This is a genomic window from Adhaeribacter soli (assembly GCF_008727925.1).
GTDB classification, from domain to species: Bacteria; Bacteroidota; Bacteroidia; order Cytophagales; family Hymenobacteraceae; genus Adhaeribacter_A; species Adhaeribacter_A soli.
Genome location: NZ_VTWT01000002.1, coordinates 41,442 through 58,487 on the forward strand (window position 1 = coordinate 41,442; position 17,046 = coordinate 58,487).

Here is a 17,046-nt window from a genome sequence, read left to right on the forward strand (position 1 = left end):
TTTTTGACTTTTTTCTGGGTAAAACGATAGCCTTTTCCCTAAAGAAAGACAATCGACAATAGTCCTTCAATTTTAGGTCAGCCAAACCAGCAATTTGCTACAGCTTTTACACAAGTAGAAAAAGTCCCCCTTTGGAGGGAGCAGGGTTGATTCATTCTTAAGATTCTCCCCTTGAGCATTTAGAGGGGTGTTAACTACCGGTTAATCGTTGCAAAAACTGCTCTTTTTAAGGCTGTCGCCTCACTGAAGTTGAAAACTTCAGATTATATATAGGTCAAAGTTATAAACTTAGACCAGCAATTTTGAGAATGAAACGGCCCTACTCCAAAGGGGGACCAAAAATCTTCTTCAGCAACATTTGTTTACCTTCAAAAGAAAAGTCGAAAATTCGAACAACGAATAACGAGCAACGAACAACGAAATGTTAAAGAACTACTTTAAGATTGCCTGGCGGAATCTGGTGCGGAATAAAGTTTATTCGGCCATCAATATCTTGGGGCTGGCAATCGGGATTTCGGCTTGTATCCTGATCTTTTTGTACGTGCGGGACGAGCTGACCTATGAAGCACATTTCGACAAGGCCAACCGGATTTTCCGGATAACGAATGAAATTAACCTGCAGGGGCAAACCGATAAGTTTGCCCTTACGCCGTTTCCGCTGGCCGATGCGCTGAAAAAAGATTTCCCGGTGGTGGAAGCGGTTACGCGCGTGATGCCGATCGGGAAACAAACCGTCTGGTACGAAGACAAGGTGTTCAGCGAAGAGAATTTCTACTTTGCCGACAGTACCTTTTTCCGCATTTTTAACTACCCTTTTCTGCAGGGCGATCCGGCTACTGCTTTGGATCTGCCGAAGTCCATTGTCATTACCGAAGAGATTGCCAGGAAGTATTTTGGCAGTTCGGAGAATGCGATGGGCAAGGTGATGAAGTTCAGCAAAAACCCGCATAAAGTTACCGGCGTGTTCCGCGATCCGGGGCATTCGCATTTTAAGCTGAATGCGCTGCTTTCGGTAAATACGTTCGATGAAGCCCTTAAGCAGCAGTTCAGCGGCGACTGGTTCCGGATGAGTCTGTACACCTACGTTTTGCTGCCTTCTTCCGATAAAAAAGCAGTTTTTGAGCAGAACCTGCTTACGTTTTACCACAAAACCGTGGTACCCTGGATGAAGGAAAACCGGTTGACTGCCAGTATGAAATACCACCTGCAAGCGCTGCCGGATATTCACCTCGATAACAGCTTTACCTACGATCTTTCGCCGGCCGGCAATAAATCCTACGTGTACATTTTCGGCATTGTGGCTTTGTTTATTCTGCTCATTGCCTGCATCAATTACATGAACCTGGCAACAGCACGGTCGGCCAAACGCGCCAAGGAGGTTGGCTTACGGAAAGTGATTGGAGCCCACCGTTCCCAGCTTATTAAACAATTTGTGGGCGAATCAGTCATGCTGACGGCTCTGGCCATACTGGTGGCACTGGCGTTGGTGGAGTTGCTGTTGCCGTATTTTAACTCTCTTACCGAGAAGAACTTTACGCTATCCTACTTCAGCAATGCATCTTTCCTGGTGGTTTTGCTCCTGATCATTGTATTTGTGGGGATTGTGGGCGGTTCGTATCCGGCGTTTTTCCTTTCGGCGTTTAAACCGGTAGATGTGCTGAAAAGCGACAAAAATCCGCGCGGCACGAATGCGTTGTTGCGCAAGGCACTGGTGGTTACCCAATTCACCATTTCGCTTATCCTGATCATTGGTACGGTGGTGGTTCACAGTCAGATGCAGTTCCTGAAAAATAACGACCTCGGCTTTAATAAAGAGCAGGTGGTAGTGATCGATATTCCCGGCGGCGATACCACGCTGGTGAACCGGCTGAACACCATCAAGCACGAATTTCTGGCCAGCCCGAGCGTGAAAAAAGTGGCGACTTCGGCCTTTATTCCCGGAGACAAAGTAAGCCGTTTGCTGTTTTATGCCGAGAACAACGAAACCGGTAAAATGGAAGAAAAAACCATCAGCAGCATGTTCGTGGACTACGACTTTCTGGAGATGATGGAAATAAAACTGGCTGCCGGCCGTAACTTCTCCCGCGACATCCGGACCGACGATTCCATGGCTTTCATTATTAACGAAACCGCTGCCAGATGGCTCGGCTACCAGAACCCGGTGGGGAAGAACCTGGAAAACGGCTTGGGGCTGAGAGGAAAAATTATCGGCGTGGTAAAAGATTTCCATTTCACTTCGCTGCACAACAAGATCGAACCCCTGGCCATTATGCTTGCCCCGAAAACCCAGGGCTTTTTACTCGTCCGCGTGGAACAAAGCAACCTTCCCGGCACCCTTGCTTTTATTGAAGAAAAATGGAAGGCCTTCGACCGGAAGCACCCCATGGAATATTTCTTCCTGGACGAGAATTTCAACAAACAGTACCGTTCCGAAGAAAAAATGCTGACCGTATTCGGGTATTTTGCGGCGCTTACCATCCTGATTGCCTGTCTGGGCTTATTTGGCCTGGCTTCTTTTACGGCTGAGCAGCGCACCAAAGAGATCGGCATCCGGAAAGTGCTGGGCAGTTCGGTTTCGGAAATTATGCTGCTGCTGAGTAAAGATTTTGCCTGGCTTGTTTTGATTGCCGTAGCCCTGGCTTCGCCGCTGGCCTGGTATAGCATGCACCACTGGCTCCGCAACTTTGCCTACCGTACTGAAATTCATTGGTGGATCTTTGCCATTGCCGGTTTCATTGCCCTGACCATTGCCATGCTTACGGTAAGTTTCCAGGCCGCCAAAGCCGCCCGCCTCAACCCGATTAAAGCATTACGAAGCGAATAAAACCAAACCAATCTAAATTGAGTATGTTTTGTCAGCAACCAGTATAAGCCGCCGTAAATTACAGCGGCTTTTCTTCCATTACCCTAACCCGGTCTTTAACCTCCGATCCATGCATATTTTTAAAAACGTAATTCTGGCGCTTAGTTTTTCCTGCATTTTCTATAACGCTTCGGCCTCCGATACCCCTAAAGGCGAACGCTACAAGGTAAACATCGACCTGGTGCGGGTGCAGGACGACAAGGTGCCGGTAACCATTAAAGTGCCCGAAATAAAGGAAAAGGAAATCGTCTACAACATTCCCAAGATCGTACCCGGCACTTACTCTATTTACGACTTCGGAAAATTCGTGGAAGATTTTAAAGCCTTCGACAAAAAGGGCCGCGAACTGAAAGTAAGCAAACCGGACGTAAACCGCTGGAAAATTGAAGATGCCAAAAAGCTCGATAAAATTACCTATTGGGTAAACGATACCTGGGATACGCCCAATAAAGAAGATATTGTATTTGAACCCGGCGGCACCAACATCGAAGCCAATCAGAATTTCCTGATCAACACGCACGGTTTCATCGGTTATTTCGACAACATGAAGCGCGTACCTTATGAGCTGACCGTGACCAAACCCGAAAACTTCTACGGTGCCACTGCTTTACAGGCCACCAGCACCTCTCCTACTTCCGATACTTACACCATTCCGAACTACATGGAGCTGGTCGATTCACCGCTGATGTACAACGTGCCCGATACTTCGGTGATGAAGATCGGGAATACGGAAGTACTGGTATCGGTATATTCGCCGTCTAAAAAAGTATCGGCCGATTCGGTATCGGCGGAGCTGAAAAAAGTACTGGAGGCGAGCAAAAATTACCTGGGCGGAACCCTTCCGGTGCAGAAATATGCCTTCCTGATCTACGTGGCCGAAAAGCCTAACCGGACCGGTTCTTACGGTGCGCTGGAGCATTCCAATTCTTCGGTTTATTATTTCCCGGATATGCCGCCGAGCATGCTGGCCGAACAGGTACGGAGCATTGCCGCCCACGAATTCTTTCACGTGGTAACGCCGCTGAGCATTCATTCCGAAGAGATCGGCGATTTCGATTACATGAACCCGAAAATGTCGAAACACCTGTGGCTTTACGAAGGTGTGACCGAATATTTCTCGTCGCATGTGCAGGTAAACCAGAAGCTGATCTCCGAAGAAGAATTCCTGGACCGCATAAAAGAGTACATTTCCGGCGCCGAAGCCTACAATGACAGCCTGCCGTTTACCGAACTCAGCAAAGGCGCTTTAGATAAGTATAAAAAAGAATACGGCAACGTATACCAGAAAGGCGCTTTAATAGGCATGATGCTCGATATCCGGCTCCGCGAGCTTTCCGGCGGCAAATACGGCATCCGTAACCTGATGGCCGACCTTTCCAAATCCTACGGCAAAGACCGGGCTTTTAAAGACGAAGAATTGTTCGATAAAATTGCTGAACTGACTTTCCCCGAGATCCGCGACTTTTTCCGCAACTATGTGGAAGGGACAAAGCCTCTGCCTTTGGAAGAATACTTTAACAAAGTTGGCATAACGTATCAGAAAGATGGGTATGCCCGCCGCCAGACCCTGGGCCGCTTTACGCTGGGCTACGACCCTAAAAACCAGCGCCTGGTGGTGGCCGACACGGAAAATATGAATGAATTCGGTAAGAAAATGGGCTTCCGCAAAGGCGACCAATTGCTGGCCATTAACGGCAAAGACTTGAACCCCGAAACCGCCGGCGAAGTGCTGGAAAGCCAGGTAAGGAACGCGCCGGAAGGCAGCCGGATAACGGTGCTGGTAAACCGCCCATCGGCCAAAGGCAAAATGCAGCAGGTAAAACTGAAAGGCAAGTTGATGAAAACCTTGGAAAAAACCGAAAACCAGCTAACGCTTAACCCCGCCGCTACGCCACAACAGAAACAACTTCGCCAGGCCTGGCTTTACAGCGGCTTATAACCTGACGGGCAATAATTTAACCTGCCAATTTGCGCTATTTTCTAAAACCGGAACAAAATTTGTGCGCGGGGCAGTTAGCTCCGGAACTTATAAATTCCCGCCACCGGCCGAGAAAACGAAACTTAATAAACCGGCTTAAGTTTAAAATAAGCCCGGCTATCTGTCGTTAACTTTTTAGGCTTTGTTGTGGATTGAATTTCCGGCAAGTTAATCTGGTTTCCCTGTTTCCGATGTTTTATAAAGAATTACGCGTTTGTTTCCTGCTGCTGTTGTTTTTTGTGCTGCCCCGGGCTGTCTGGTCCCAAACGCTGTACTCGCTGAGCGGCACCCTGCGCGATGCTGAAACCGGCGAAACCCTGATCGGGGCTACTGCTTTTATTCCGGCTACGGGCAAAGGCGCTTCCTCCGATATTAACGGCAATTATGTGCTTTCCCTGTCGCCTGGCGCATATACGATCCAATTTTCCTACTTAGGCTACCAGACCCTTACCAGACAAATTAACTTCAGCAAAGATCAGAAACTGGACATTACCCTTTCGCCCAGCCTGAATGAACTGAAAGAAGTGGTGGTGGAAGCCAACAGCCTGAATGAAAAGCTGAAGTCTACGCAAATGAGCGTGGAAAAATTAACGACCCAGGAAGCGAAACTCCTGCCCGCGCTTTTCGGGGAAGTAGACCTTATTAAAACCCTGCAGCTGAAACCGGGAGTCCAATCGGGCGGCGAAGGCACCAGCGGGCTTTACGTACGCGGTGGCGGTCCGGACCAGAACCTGTTCCTGGTAGATGACGCTACCGTTTACAATGCGTCGCACCTGTTCGGCTTTTTCAGCATTTTCAACCCCGATGCAGTACAAAGCGTGGACCTGTACAAAGGCGGTTTTCCGGCGCAGTACGGCGGCCGGCTTTCCTCGGTAGTAGACATTAAAATGCGGGAGGGCAACAAACAGCGTTTCTCCACCAGCGGCGGCATCGGCCTTATTGCATCGCGGTTAACGGTAGAAGGCCCGATCCAGCGAAACCGTTCTTCGTTCCTGCTTTCGGCCCGCCGCACGTATTTCGATGTGTTTACCCGCCGCTACAATAAAATGAAGGAAGGGGTAAAAGATTACAACCCCATTCCGGATTATTATTTCTACGACCTGAACGGGAAAGCCTCTTTTGAACTAGGCCCTGACGATAAGCTCTTTTTTACCGGCTACTTCGGAAACGATGTTTTCGGCTTTCAGAACAAAGGGTTCAATTTTGATTTCGACTGGGGCAACAAAGTGGCCGCTTTACGCTGGAACCACCGCTTTTCTCCCCGGCTGTATTCCAATACCACCGTATCGGTATCGGATTACCAGTATGGCATTAAAAATAACGTAGGCACCCGGAGTTTTAAAATGGGTTCCGGCGTACGCGATTACAGCCTCCGGGTAGATTTCGATTACCAGTTAGATACCGCGCATGCCCTGAAGTTTGGCGCGACCGCCGTTAGCCACGACTTTGTAGTAGGCCGCTTAAGCGCCGGTTCATCCGATGGTGGTACTGCTTTTAGTTCGGATATCGGTCATAAAGCCGGGGAATATGGACTGTACATTTCAGATGATTATACCGTAAACAGCCGTTTGGCCCTGAATATAGGCGCCCGGCTTTCCGGTTTTTCCAAAGACACCAGTTTTTTTGTTGGTTTTGAGCCACGCTTTTCGGCCCGCTACAACTTAACCGAATCGGTGAGCCTGAAAGGCAGCTATACGCGCATGGTGCAGTACGTGCACCTGGTTAGTAACTCCGGCGCCAGCCTGCCCACCGATGTCTGGTACCCTTCTAATGGCCGTGTGAAACCACAGCAATCCAACCAGGTGGCTTTGGGTATCAGCAAGCTTTCCAACTCCGGCAAGTATTTGTTTACGAACGAAGTTTATTATAAATGGATGAACCGGCAGATCGATTTCCGCGACGGCGCCCAGCTTTTCGTAAACCCGAACCTGGATCAGGAATTTATTTTCGGTAAGGGCTTCAGTTACGGCAACGAGATCTACTTCGAGAAAAAAACCGGTAAAACCACCGGCTGGGTGGGTTATACCCTCTCCTGGACGAACCGCAAATTCCCGGAAATTAACCAGGGCAAAATATTCCCGACGCGCTACGACCGCCGGCACGATATTACTGTGGTAGCCATGCACCAGCTGAACCCGCGGGTAAGCCTTACCGGAACCTGGGTTTACGGCACCGGCAGCACTTATTCGGTTCCTCTGGGCAAGATGGTAATGCAGGATATTCCGGGAGCCGATTTCCTTTATATCCCGCTTTATGCTGCTGAACGAAACAACTACCGCCTGGCGGCTTACCACCGGTTAGATCTGGGCATGGTGTATAAACTCCGGCCACGGTATGGGGAATCGGACCTTACCTTCAGCATTTACAATGTTTACAACCGACGAAACCCTTACTTTATTTACATCGATGCAATTAAGAACGGCGATGAAAGCAAGATCCTGGGATTCCGGGCAAAGCAGGTTTCCCTGTTCCCGATCATTCCTTCGGTAACTTATAATTTTAAATTTTAACCTGTTATGAAGATCGTTTCTGGCTTGCTGTTGCTACTGCTTGCTGCCGGCTTTACCGGTTGCGACATGGAAAAGGAGATAGACCTGAACCTGCCGGAGTTTCAGAGCGAAATAGTGGTGGAAGGATACCTGGAAGCGGGCAAACCTTACCGGGTAAATATTTACGAAAGCACCAGTTATTTCGACCGGCCGGAGCCCGTTTTGATCCCCGATGCCGTGGTAATTATTACGCACAACGGCAAAGCCGATACCCTTCGTTTTAGCCCATTTTACGATAAAGAAACGGAGAAGATCTATACCCACTCTTCCGTAACCCTGGTTTCCGGGAACCCCGGCGAAACGTACTCGCTGGAAGTGAAAGATGCCCGGGGCCGCCGGGTTACCGGATTTGCGCAGTTCCTGCCAAAAGTAACCATCGACAGTCTGGAGTGGAAATTCAACAACGAGGGTAAAGCCCTGATCGAGGGCACGTTTCAGGACGATGCCGCCACCCAGGATGCTTACCGTTATCAGATCCATAAAGATAGTTTAACCCACCGGCGGAGGGAGAATGACCGTTTCCTGAACGACCGGCTGAACAATGGTAAAAAGATCGCTTTCGGCACCACTTACAAGTTCTTTCCCAATGATACGCTGTTTATTACTTTGTATCATATCGAGCAGCCTTATTATGAATTCCTGAACACCATGGATGATGCGCGCGATGCCAACGGGAACCCTTTTGCCCAGCCAAGCGCCATAAAATCTACGGTTCAGGGCGGTCTGGGCGTTTTCACCACCCTTACTTACGACCGGAAACAGATCATTCTGAAGTAAGGGCTGGGTATTATCCCGGATCATATTTAGCTCCTTCATTTTTTATCTAGCGCAAGCGTCCGCTTGTGCTTTCCAGTACATAGTCAAGTTAATTTTTAGAAAGTGGGATTACAAATCCCACGGCTCGGTTAAGACGGGATTACAAATCACGTCAAACAAATTCTATAATTTAAATTGACAGTGTACCAGGTAATGACGCAAGCACAAGCGGACGCTTGCGCTATAATCTGCCAAAATTTTAATCTTATTGAATCCAGTACTTACGACCTGGTATTAAATTGTATTGGCAGGAAATAAAAAAGCGGAGTGTTCAGGTCTCCGCTTTTTTGTGTAAAAACATACTGTTTTCAATAGTTGTATGCCTGATTTGGTAGCATTTCTGCAGGTAGTCAACGAGGTCCTTCACTGGCGTTCAGGATGACAGGTTTGTTTAAGGCACTTGGTAGTTAGGGTTTTCTACAAACCTTCTTTTACATTTTCACTTGTTAAAACCCTTTAATCTGCTCTAAACTACAACTTCAATTAAACTTCCTTCGGCTGCGCGGCTATCAGTTCCCGGATCAGGAAGGTCATTTGTGGTTCGGCTTTTGCGGCGGCTTCCAGAATATCGAGCAGGATTACTTTTTTGAGTTTTTCGGGGGTGCACAGGTCGGTAATTACCGAAACTGCAAAGCACGGAATCCCCATGTGGCGGGCGGCAATTACTTCCGGTACCGTGGACATACCCACGGCATCGGCACCGATCAGGGTTAAATAGCGGTACTCGGCTCTGGTTTCCAGCATCGGGCCGGGCACGCTTACGTACACGCCGAACTGCAATTTCATCTCCTGTTCAAGGCCAATTTGTTTCGCCTGCTGAATCATGGACTCTTCGTATACTTCGCTCATATCCGGGAAGCGCGGCCCCAGTTCATCGTTGTTGCGGCCGATGAGTGGGTTTTGCGGCTGCAGGTTAATGTGGTCGGTAATTACCATCAGGTCGCTGGTACTGAAATCGGGGTTTAAACCGCCGGCCGCGTTCGATACAAAGAGTTTCTGGATGCCCAGCACTTTCATGACCCGCACCGGATACACGACCTGCTCCATGGTATAACCTTCGTAATAATGGAAACGGCCCTGCATTACCACCACTTTCCGGTCTCCCAGTTCTCCAAAGATCAGTTTGCCCGAATGGCTTTCTACCGTAGATACCGGGAAGAACGGAATATCTTCGTAAGGCACGGTTTCATAAACCACAATGTCGTTTACCAAAGCGCCCAGGCCGGTGCCAAGAATAATTCCGAACTCCGGCACAAATGAGCCAACGCGTTCCTGTAGGTAATCTACTGTTTCCTGAAATGTCTGCATAGGTTTATCTTATTTCCGGCTGGCGTAAAGCTTCCGGCTATTTACTGTTGATGGTTGGTTAACTTCTTTTACTTTTTTCCTGCTTTTCCCTACCCTTTGGGGTTACTGAATTTCCATTTCGAACGGGATACGGGCCTGAATGCCCTGCAAGGTTTGTACTTTCTTCAGCGTTTCGAAATGGCGGTAGTGCTCCCCGAGTTCGGCGCGCATCCATGCGGCGCTGGTCTGGCCCTGCATGTTCTTCATCAGTTCGTCGAAGAAAGATTTCTGGGCCGGTAAGCGGCGAACCCGGTAATCGCCTTCCTTCAGTTTTGCCTGGGAAGCCGCAATTTTAATGGCATCGTCCAGCCCGCCGTAAACGTCAATTAATTTGCGTTCTTTGGCTTCAATGCCCGACCAAACCCGGCCGGCGGCAAGCTCCTGCAATTCGGTTACCGGCATTCTTCGGCCCTGGGCAGCTTTGGTGGTAAAATCGTCGTAGATCCGCTGTACTTCCTGCTGAATGCTTTGTTTTTCGTAGTCGGTAAGTTTGCGGGTTACGGTTGGCATGTCGGAGAATTTGCCGGTTTTTACGCGGTCTACCGTTACACCTAGTTTATCTTTCAGAAAGCCTTCGAAATTCGCCATTACGCCAAATACGCCAATGCTGCCGGTAATGGTATTCGGGTGGGCTACGATGGTATCGCAGGCCATGGCAATGTAATACCCACCGGAAGCAGCTACGTCGGACATGGATGCGATTACGGGTTTCACTTTTTTGGTAAGCATTACTTCGCGCCAGATCACGTCGGAAGCAAGCGCGCTGCCGCCCGGCGAATTAATACGGAGCACCACAGCTTTGATCTTATCATCCAGCCGTGCTTTGCGGATCGCTTCAGAGAATTTATCCCCGCCAATGTTGTCCTCATCTCCGTCGCCGTCTACAATGTCGCCGGAAGCGTAAATTACGGCGATGCGGTTGCGGCTAACATCCTCGTCCGGTTCAGCTATTTTCTGGTATTTCGCTAACGTTACCAGGTTCAGTTCTTTGTCGAGTTTTGTACCCGTTTTTTTCTTCATGTAATCCAAGGCCTGGTCGTAGTAACCTAAATCGGTAACCAGGCCATATTTAAAGGCATCTTCGGCGTTGTGCACCAGCATGGAATCGGAAACGGCACGTAATTTCTCGAACGGGATCTTACGGGCTTTGGCAATATTCTGCAGCGAGAACTGGTTCAGGGAATGGAGGAATGCGGTGGTTTGCTCGCGGCTGGGCTCACTCATTTTATCGAGGAAGAACGGCTCTACGGCACTTTTGAATTTTCCTACCTTAAAGATGTAAGGCTCAATGTTCAGTTTTTCGAGCATGCCTTTGAAGAAATAAACTTCCGTGCTCAATCCGTTAAATTCCAGCGTTCCGGCCGGGTTCAGGTAAATTTTATCGGCTACGGAAGTTAAATAGTAGGATTTCTCGGAGCAGATATCGTTGTAAGCCACAATGAACTTACCGGACTTTTTGAAGCTGAGCAGTTCGCTGCGGATCTCTTCCAGGGTGGCCATGCCGGCCTGCGCCCGCGAAACGTTCAGGTAAATGCCCTTGATGTTGTTGTCGGTCTTCGCTTTCCGGATGGCGTCTTTAATTTCCTGCAAGCCCAGGTTGTTCTTCATCCCGCCAAACGGAAGCCCGAATCCGCCGAACGGATCTTTGGTCTGGCGTTCTTCGATGGGCTTGTTCAGCTTTAACTCGAGCACAGAATTATTTTCGATGGCCACCTCGTCTTCGGAAGAAGCGGAAATGGCCAACCCGATCAGGAGGATCACACTCAGGAGCATGAAAAGGAACATTCCGACAATGGTAGCCAGCACAAACTTTAAGAATTGGCGCATTTTAGTTAATGGATAATGATTAATGAATAATGATTAATTTTTGGCTTTGCTTATTGGGCTTTCAGCCATTTTTTTGGTTTCGACCTATTTCTTTCCTGTTCCTTAAACTTCAAGGTAAGCGCAACGAGGATACTCACACTTTTTTACATTAAAACCATAGTGATTTCAGATAGTTTGCCTTCTTCCTTTTTCGGATGCAGTAAGCCGGTTTAACAAATTACGATCTATTCAAAAACAATATTAATCATTATTCATTAATCATTAACTATTAATAATCGTACTTTCCGCCCCACCAGTTTTTCAGGTTTTTGCGCATTTCGTTTTCCCGCGGGTTGTTGCCCGGGTCGAAGAGAATGGTGTTTTTAATTTCATCGGGCAGGAACTCCTGCACTACAAAATTCTGATCGAAGTCGTGGGCGTACTTGTAATTCTGGCCGTAGCCCATTTCCTTCATCATTTTGGATGGCGCGTTTCGCAAATGCATTGGTACGGGTAAATTTCCCTGTTCCCGCACCAGACGCTGGGCGTTCCGGATAGCCATGTAAGAGGCATTGCTTTTCGGGGAAGACGCTAAATAGATAGTGGTTTGCGCGAGAATGATGTCGCTTTCCGGATAGCCGATAACCGAAACGGCCTGAAAACAGTCGTTGGCCATTACCATGGCCGTGGGGTTAGCATTGCCGATGTCTTCGGAAGCCAGAATCAGCAGGCGCCGTGCAATGAATTTCACGTCTTCGCCGCCTTCCATCATGCGGGCCAGCCAGTAAATGGCCGCATTGGGGTCGGAGCCTCGTATGGACTTTATAAAAGCGGAAACGATGTCGTAATGCATTTCGCCGCTTTTATCGTAGAGCACTACGTTTTGCTGTGCGATCTGCTTTACCCAATCATCGGTAATTTCCACGGTATCGGAGTTGGTACCTTCCACCACAATTTCGAGCAAATTCAGCAGCTTGCGGGCGTCGCCGCCGGAAATGTTAAGCAGCGCCTCGTACTCCTTTACGTTTACGTTCTTCTTTTTCAGGTACACATCATTGGCCAGGGCATTCTGAATCAGAGCGATCAGTTCTTCTTTGGTCAGGTGCTTCAGTACGTAAACCTGCGAGCGGGAAAGCAAGGCGGAAATAACTTCAAAAGAAGGGTTCTCGGTGGTGGCGCCAATTAAGGTTACAATGCCTTTTTCTACGGCGTTCAGTAAAGCATCCTGCTGCGATTTGCTGAAGCGGTGAATTTCATCGATAAACAGTATGGTCCCCGGCCGGCTTTTGGCCCGGTCAATCACTTCGCGGATATCTTTTACCCCGGCGTTTATGGCGCTAAGGGCAATAAAAGGCAGTTTTAACTGGGAAGCAATAATATTGGCCAGCGTCGTTTTGCCCACGCCCGGCGGTCCCCAGAGAATTAAGGAAGGAATCATGCCCGACTGGATGTAGCGCCGCAACACGCCTTTTTCGCCAACCAGGTGCTGTTGTCCGGCAAACTGGTCTAAGGTGTGGGGCCGCATCCGTTCGGCAAGCGGAATTTTAGGATTGTTCATTCCCTTTTCAGGTTTTAGTATGAAAACGATACCGTTTTCCAGCTCAAAAGTACGGGATTTATGCCTGAATGGCTGAAATTTTGAGTAACAGATTTAATAGAGGAAAAATTGGATGCAAAAATGCTTCAGCGGTGATGCTGAGGCAATTCAGAAAGAGAATTGCTTCCGGATCGATCAAAGCCACAAAATCTAAATCGGTTCCTATTAATCCTTCTATCTTTGCGGCCTTGTTTCGGGTTTTATGAATCAGCAATTTAAAGTTCACCTGGCGCTTTTCAGCGTGGCGCTTATTTACGGGGCCAATTACAGCATTGCCAAAACGGTAATGCCGGAGTATGTAAAACCCTTCGGCCTTATCGTGATCCGGGTGGTTTCGGCAGCGGTGTTTTTCGGTTTTCTTTCCCGGTTTGTAATTAAGGAAAAGATCGTGGGCAAAGCCGATAATTTCCGGTCGGTGCTGTGCGGTCTGTTCGGCGTAGCCATTAACCAGCTTTTCTTTTTCGGCGGCCTGAACTTAACTTCTCCCATCCATGCCTCGCTGATCATGGTTATTACGCCCGTAATTGTACTGCTTTTATCGGCCGTGTTGTTGAAAGCGCCGATCCGGTGGCTTAGTACATTGGGGATCTTTATTGCCGGTACCGGGGCGATGCTGCTTATTTACGGCGGCGGAAAACAGGACCAGAACAGCAGTTTGCTTGGCGACATTTACATTTTACTGAATGCCGCTTCTTATGGGGTGTACCTTGTATTGGTGGCTCCGCTCATGCAACGCTATAAAGCGATAACGGTAGTCAGCCGCATTTTCCTGGTAGGCGCGGTGCTGGTAATTCCTTTCGGGTATGAGCAGGTATTGGCTCCTGATTGGCAAAGCCTCCCGGTTCAGGTTTGGCTTTCCATTATATTTATGGTGGTGGGCGTAACCATTCTGGCTTATTTACTCAATGCCTGGGCTCTGCGGTATGCCACGCCTACCCTATTGGGCGCTTACATTTACCTGCAGCCGGTACTGGCCATTTTTATTGCTGTAGCAGCCGGGAAAGATGTATTTACCCTGGAAAAAGGGTTGTACGCGCTGCTGATCTTTATCGGGGTATTTCTGGTTAGCCGGAAGTGAAACGCTATGGTTTCTTGGAAAAAAGAATATCTATACTCCCTAAATTTATTAATGACGTTCAATTTACCAGAACTACCTGACCAGCTTAGAATTATACCCCATAAATTGTCGGATACCACACTTTGCCGTAGTTGCGTGGTTTCACTTTAAGCGGCAGGCTAATTACCGGAGCCGTGTAGAGACGTAATATATTACGCCTTTTACAGCATTGCGACAGTATTGAGCGTATTCCACAGCATTGAGGCAAATTATTGTAACTTATTTCAACCGCTGCTGCTAGTTGCGTTTACAACATAATACCGCCGTTGGTACCCTGAATGGAGTCATAATATCGAAAGGAGACGTAATATATTACGTCTCTACAGTCCGAAAACATAAAACTCTCCTTAATCCAACGGCTATGATGTATTCACCAACAACCATACTTTCGCCTGTGCTTACCCAATAAATAGAACTTTATTTAGTACTAGCCGGTCCTGTTTGCCTTCCCTTATCAAACTTTTAGAATACTCAAATCCTCTATAATAAAAAAGCCCTGCCAGATTTGGCAGGGCTTTTTTTATGAGGTAAGGTTAGTCACGAACAATTTCGAAATAGCCTTTGAAGGTTTTACCGCCTTTCGGCTCTTTGAGGATGTAGTAGTACACGCCATCGCTTATGCCTTCGCCACCGAAGCTGTTGTCGTAGCTCTTGTAATCTTTCACTTTCACACCCCAACGGTTGAAGATCTGCAGGCTCGTGTTCGGCTCAATGCCTTTGTAAACAAACTTGTCGTTCTTGCCATCGTTGTTCGGGGTAATGATGTTCGGCAGGAAGAATGCGCCTACTTTCACTTCCACTTCCTTGCTCGACTCGCAGCCGCTTGGTGAAGTAACTGTCAGCTTGTAAGTACGGGTCTTGAGCGAGATCACTTTCGGGTTCAGCACTGTTGAGCTTACCGAATCATTACTTGGATCAAGCAGGTCGGCCATGATGGTAGAATCAGGACGGCCGTTAGAGGCAAGCATCTTAGAACCAGGAGACCACTTGTAGGTGTAACCGGTTTGGTCAACATTGTCAATTACCACGTTGATCATGGCATCGCGGCCGAAGATGATGTCTTCTCTGCCTTGCGGATAACCAACTGTAATGCTGCTGATGATCGGGTTCTCGTTTACTTTTACCAGTACCGAAGTAGTATCGTAGCAGGCACCTTTCAGAGCGCTGAGCGTGTTAGTAGCTTTAAGCAGGTAACGGGTGGTCTTGGTAGGCTTCACCGTGATGTCACGCTGGCTTCTGTTGGCTGGCAGACCGTCGCCGTTTGGCGTAGACGGGTGCAGGCTCCACTGGTAAGAGTAGGTTGCTTCTTTGCCCAGGATCGAGTCCGGACGGCTCAGGTTCACATCCAGCTTAGAAGTTTCGCCAAGGCAGATCTCACGGGTTTCGTTGCCGATAACTTTGGCAAGCGACTGCCGTCTTACTTCGATCCGGTAAACCGGGTTGGCAATACTCTTGATCGGGCAGGCATCGTCTTCGATACGGATCGGGATCAGGTAAGTATGGCCCGCGTGGCTGGCTTCCGGCGTAATCATCAGAACTGCTTCCACGTTAGGAGTGCCGTTCTTGTAGATGCGCATGCTGCCGTTTGGAAGGTCTCTTCTGATTTTAGCTGTGTCTACCGTAATGGTGATCTTATCGGTATCCTGGAACTTGTAAACGATACGGGTAGTATTACAGGTCTGTACTTTTACCAGCGTGTCGTTGAGTTCAACCTCGAACTTAGGAGGAATCGGAGGAACGGTAGTTTGTGGCGGTACGTTGCCGCTGCAGTCTTCTACAATAAAGAGCATGTCGCGACGGATATAACCAACTTTTACCATAGCGCCATTTACTTTGCGCCACTCGTTGATCCGTACTACTACCGCATATTTGTTTTTACCGGCTGAAGATTGTGTTCCCGCTACGTAAACAGAAGGGTTAAAGCGTAACTGGCCGGAGATCGGATCCAGGTTGAAATAAGGAACGGCTGTAACGATCTTCGGAGGAATACCAGTAGCAGGATCCGGGGTGTTCCATGGAGCAATGAAAGATGGAATCGGGTAAGTGGCAGAATAAGTTGCCTGACCACCTTGCAGAATTGCAAACTGCTGGTTAGTAGTTGTGTTGTATGGCGGACGCGGGCTCTGGTTGATGATGATGTTCGTTCCACCTGCACCAATTTGCTGGTAAGGTACTACCGTATTAGCGGCGCTAAGCGGCTGCATCAATTCATAAGAAAGAGAGTCGCCATCAACTTCCAGTGCGTTCAAGCTGTAAACGATATCCTGGTTTACGCAAACCAATGGAATCGGAATGTTCAATGGATCGAAATCCGGAGAGTTGTTATTGAATGGGCTGGCAGCCGGGCCTAAGTTAATGTAAGCTTCAGCAAACGGATCGTCCTGACCTACTAAGTTAGCAGTTGAAGGACGGCAGCACTCAGACCAGGATAAATACCAGTCCGGGCAGTTACGCTCGGTTGCAGAAAAAGTAACCAAAGAGGTAAAGGTAACCGTTTCATAGTTAGGCTTGCCACTTGAAGAACACTGAGGCGCTCCTAACTGCGGGCAGTAAAGGTTACCAATAGCATTAGAACCAGGAGTTTTAGTCATGGATACGGTCCGGGGCGAACCACAGCCTTGCGGCCTTAAGTTCAGGGTTGCGGAACTTGGCGCAGTTGATCCGGAGCAGTCACGGTAAAGCTTCAGACTAACATAGTAAGTTCCCGGCGCTACGCAGGTATAGGTTAGGTCTGACCCTTGGAAGTGAGAGGCACGAGCCTTTTGGCCGAAGCATACCAACAGCAGGGCAACTGCAAGCATACTTTTCATGCGTAAGAGTTTTTTCATTTTAGAGTAATTGTTGAGAGTGTGAAATTATAAATTTCCGGCAGATTTAAAAAGAAATAAGCGCACTTTTTTCGGGAAAACTTCAAGCATCCTTTGATTCGGCAACTTTTATTAATTTTCACCGGCTCAGGCACTTACAACGCGC

Annotated in this window: 9 protein-coding genes; 5 read left to right on the forward strand and 4 right to left on the reverse strand. The window is 48.4% G+C overall.

The features are described 5' to 3' along the window. Positions 1 to 421: 421 nt before the first annotated feature. From F0P94_RS03765 to F0P94_RS03780, 4 genes are all read left to right on the forward strand, one after another. Complete coding sequence (locus tag F0P94_RS03765) at positions 422 to 2,824, forward strand: ABC transporter permease (RefSeq protein ID WP_150902467.1); 2,403 nt, start codon at positions 422 to 424, stop codon at positions 2,822 to 2,824. 109 nt (positions 2,825 to 2,933) lie between these two features. Continuing rightward, a complete protein-coding gene (locus F0P94_RS03770; protein ID WP_150902468.1) occupies positions 2,934 to 4,802 on the forward strand; it encodes a M61 family metallopeptidase in 1,869 nt (622 codons plus the stop codon). Positions 4,803 to 5,032: 230 nt separating this feature from the next. Next, positions 5,033 to 7,351 carry a TonB-dependent receptor gene (locus F0P94_RS03775; RefSeq protein WP_150902469.1) on the forward strand — a complete coding sequence of 773 codons (2,319 nt, stop codon included), beginning with the start codon at positions 5,033 to 5,035 and terminating at the stop codon, positions 7,349 to 7,351. Between the two features lie 6 nt (positions 7,352 to 7,357). After that, complete coding sequence (locus F0P94_RS03780) at positions 7,358 to 8,167, forward strand: DUF4249 domain-containing protein (protein WP_150902470.1); 810 nt, start codon at positions 7,358 to 7,360, stop codon at positions 8,165 to 8,167. Between the two features lie 522 nt (positions 8,168 to 8,689). Here F0P94_RS03780 and F0P94_RS03785 read toward each other — a convergent pair. The 3 genes from F0P94_RS03785 to F0P94_RS03795 all read right to left on the reverse strand — a co-directional run bounded on the left by F0P94_RS03785 (position 8,690) and on the right by F0P94_RS03795 (position 12,917). Next, entirely contained in the window at positions 8,690 to 9,514 is an 825-nt protein-coding gene (locus F0P94_RS03785; RefSeq protein WP_150902471.1) for a purine-nucleoside phosphorylase, read from the reverse strand. A 102-nt stretch (positions 9,515 to 9,616) separates the two neighbouring features. Beyond that, positions 9,617 to 11,380, reverse strand: a complete 1,764-nt coding sequence (sppA, locus tag F0P94_RS03790) for a signal peptide peptidase SppA (RefSeq protein ID WP_150902472.1) — start codon at positions 11,378 to 11,380, stop codon at positions 9,617 to 9,619. Between the two features lie 268 nt (positions 11,381 to 11,648). Beyond that, positions 11,649 to 12,917, reverse strand: a complete 1,269-nt coding sequence (locus F0P94_RS03795) for a replication-associated recombination protein A (RefSeq protein ID WP_150902473.1) — start codon at positions 12,915 to 12,917, stop codon at positions 11,649 to 11,651. A 241-nt stretch (positions 12,918 to 13,158) separates the two neighbouring features. Between F0P94_RS03795 and F0P94_RS03800 the strand changes: the two genes are divergently transcribed. After that, a complete protein-coding gene (locus F0P94_RS03800) occupies positions 13,159 to 14,034 on the forward strand; it encodes a DMT family transporter (protein WP_150902474.1) in 876 nt (291 codons plus the stop codon). Between the two features lie 572 nt (positions 14,035 to 14,606). Here F0P94_RS03800 and F0P94_RS03805 read toward each other — a convergent pair. Next, the gene (locus F0P94_RS03805) at positions 14,607 to 16,901 is read right to left on the reverse strand and encodes a gliding motility-associated C-terminal domain-containing protein (protein ID WP_150902475.1); all 2,295 of its coding nucleotides are present in this window, start codon (positions 16,899 to 16,901) and stop codon (positions 14,607 to 14,609) included. Positions 16,902 to 17,046: the final 145 nt, after the last annotated feature.

Coding starts and splice junctions, on each gene's coding strand:
- F0P94_RS03770 (WP_150902468.1), top strand. CDS start 2,934: ATGCATATTTTTAAAAACGTAATTCTGGCGCTTAGTTTTTCCTGCATT.
- F0P94_RS03765 (WP_150902467.1), top strand. CDS start 422: ATGTTAAAGAACTACTTTAAGATTGCCTGGCGGAATCTGGTGCGGAAT.
- F0P94_RS03800 (WP_150902474.1), top strand. CDS start 13,159: ATGAATCAGCAATTTAAAGTTCACCTGGCGCTTTTCAGCGTGGCGCTT.
- F0P94_RS03775 (WP_150902469.1), top strand. CDS start 5,033: ATGTTTTATAAAGAATTACGCGTTTGTTTCCTGCTGCTGTTGTTTTTT.
- sppA (WP_150902472.1), bottom strand. CDS start 11,380: ATGCGCCAATTCTTAAAGTTTGTGCTGGCTACCATTGTCGGAATGTTC.
- F0P94_RS03795 (WP_150902473.1), bottom strand. CDS start 12,917: ATGAACAATCCTAAAATTCCGCTTGCCGAACGGATGCGGCCCCACACC.
- F0P94_RS03780 (WP_150902470.1), top strand. CDS start 7,358: ATGAAGATCGTTTCTGGCTTGCTGTTGCTACTGCTTGCTGCCGGCTTT.
- F0P94_RS03805 (WP_150902475.1), bottom strand. CDS start 16,901: ATGAAAAAACTCTTACGCATGAAAAGTATGCTTGCAGTTGCCCTGCTG.
- F0P94_RS03785 (WP_150902471.1), bottom strand. CDS start 9,514: ATGCAGACATTTCAGGAAACAGTAGATTACCTACAGGAACGCGTTGGC.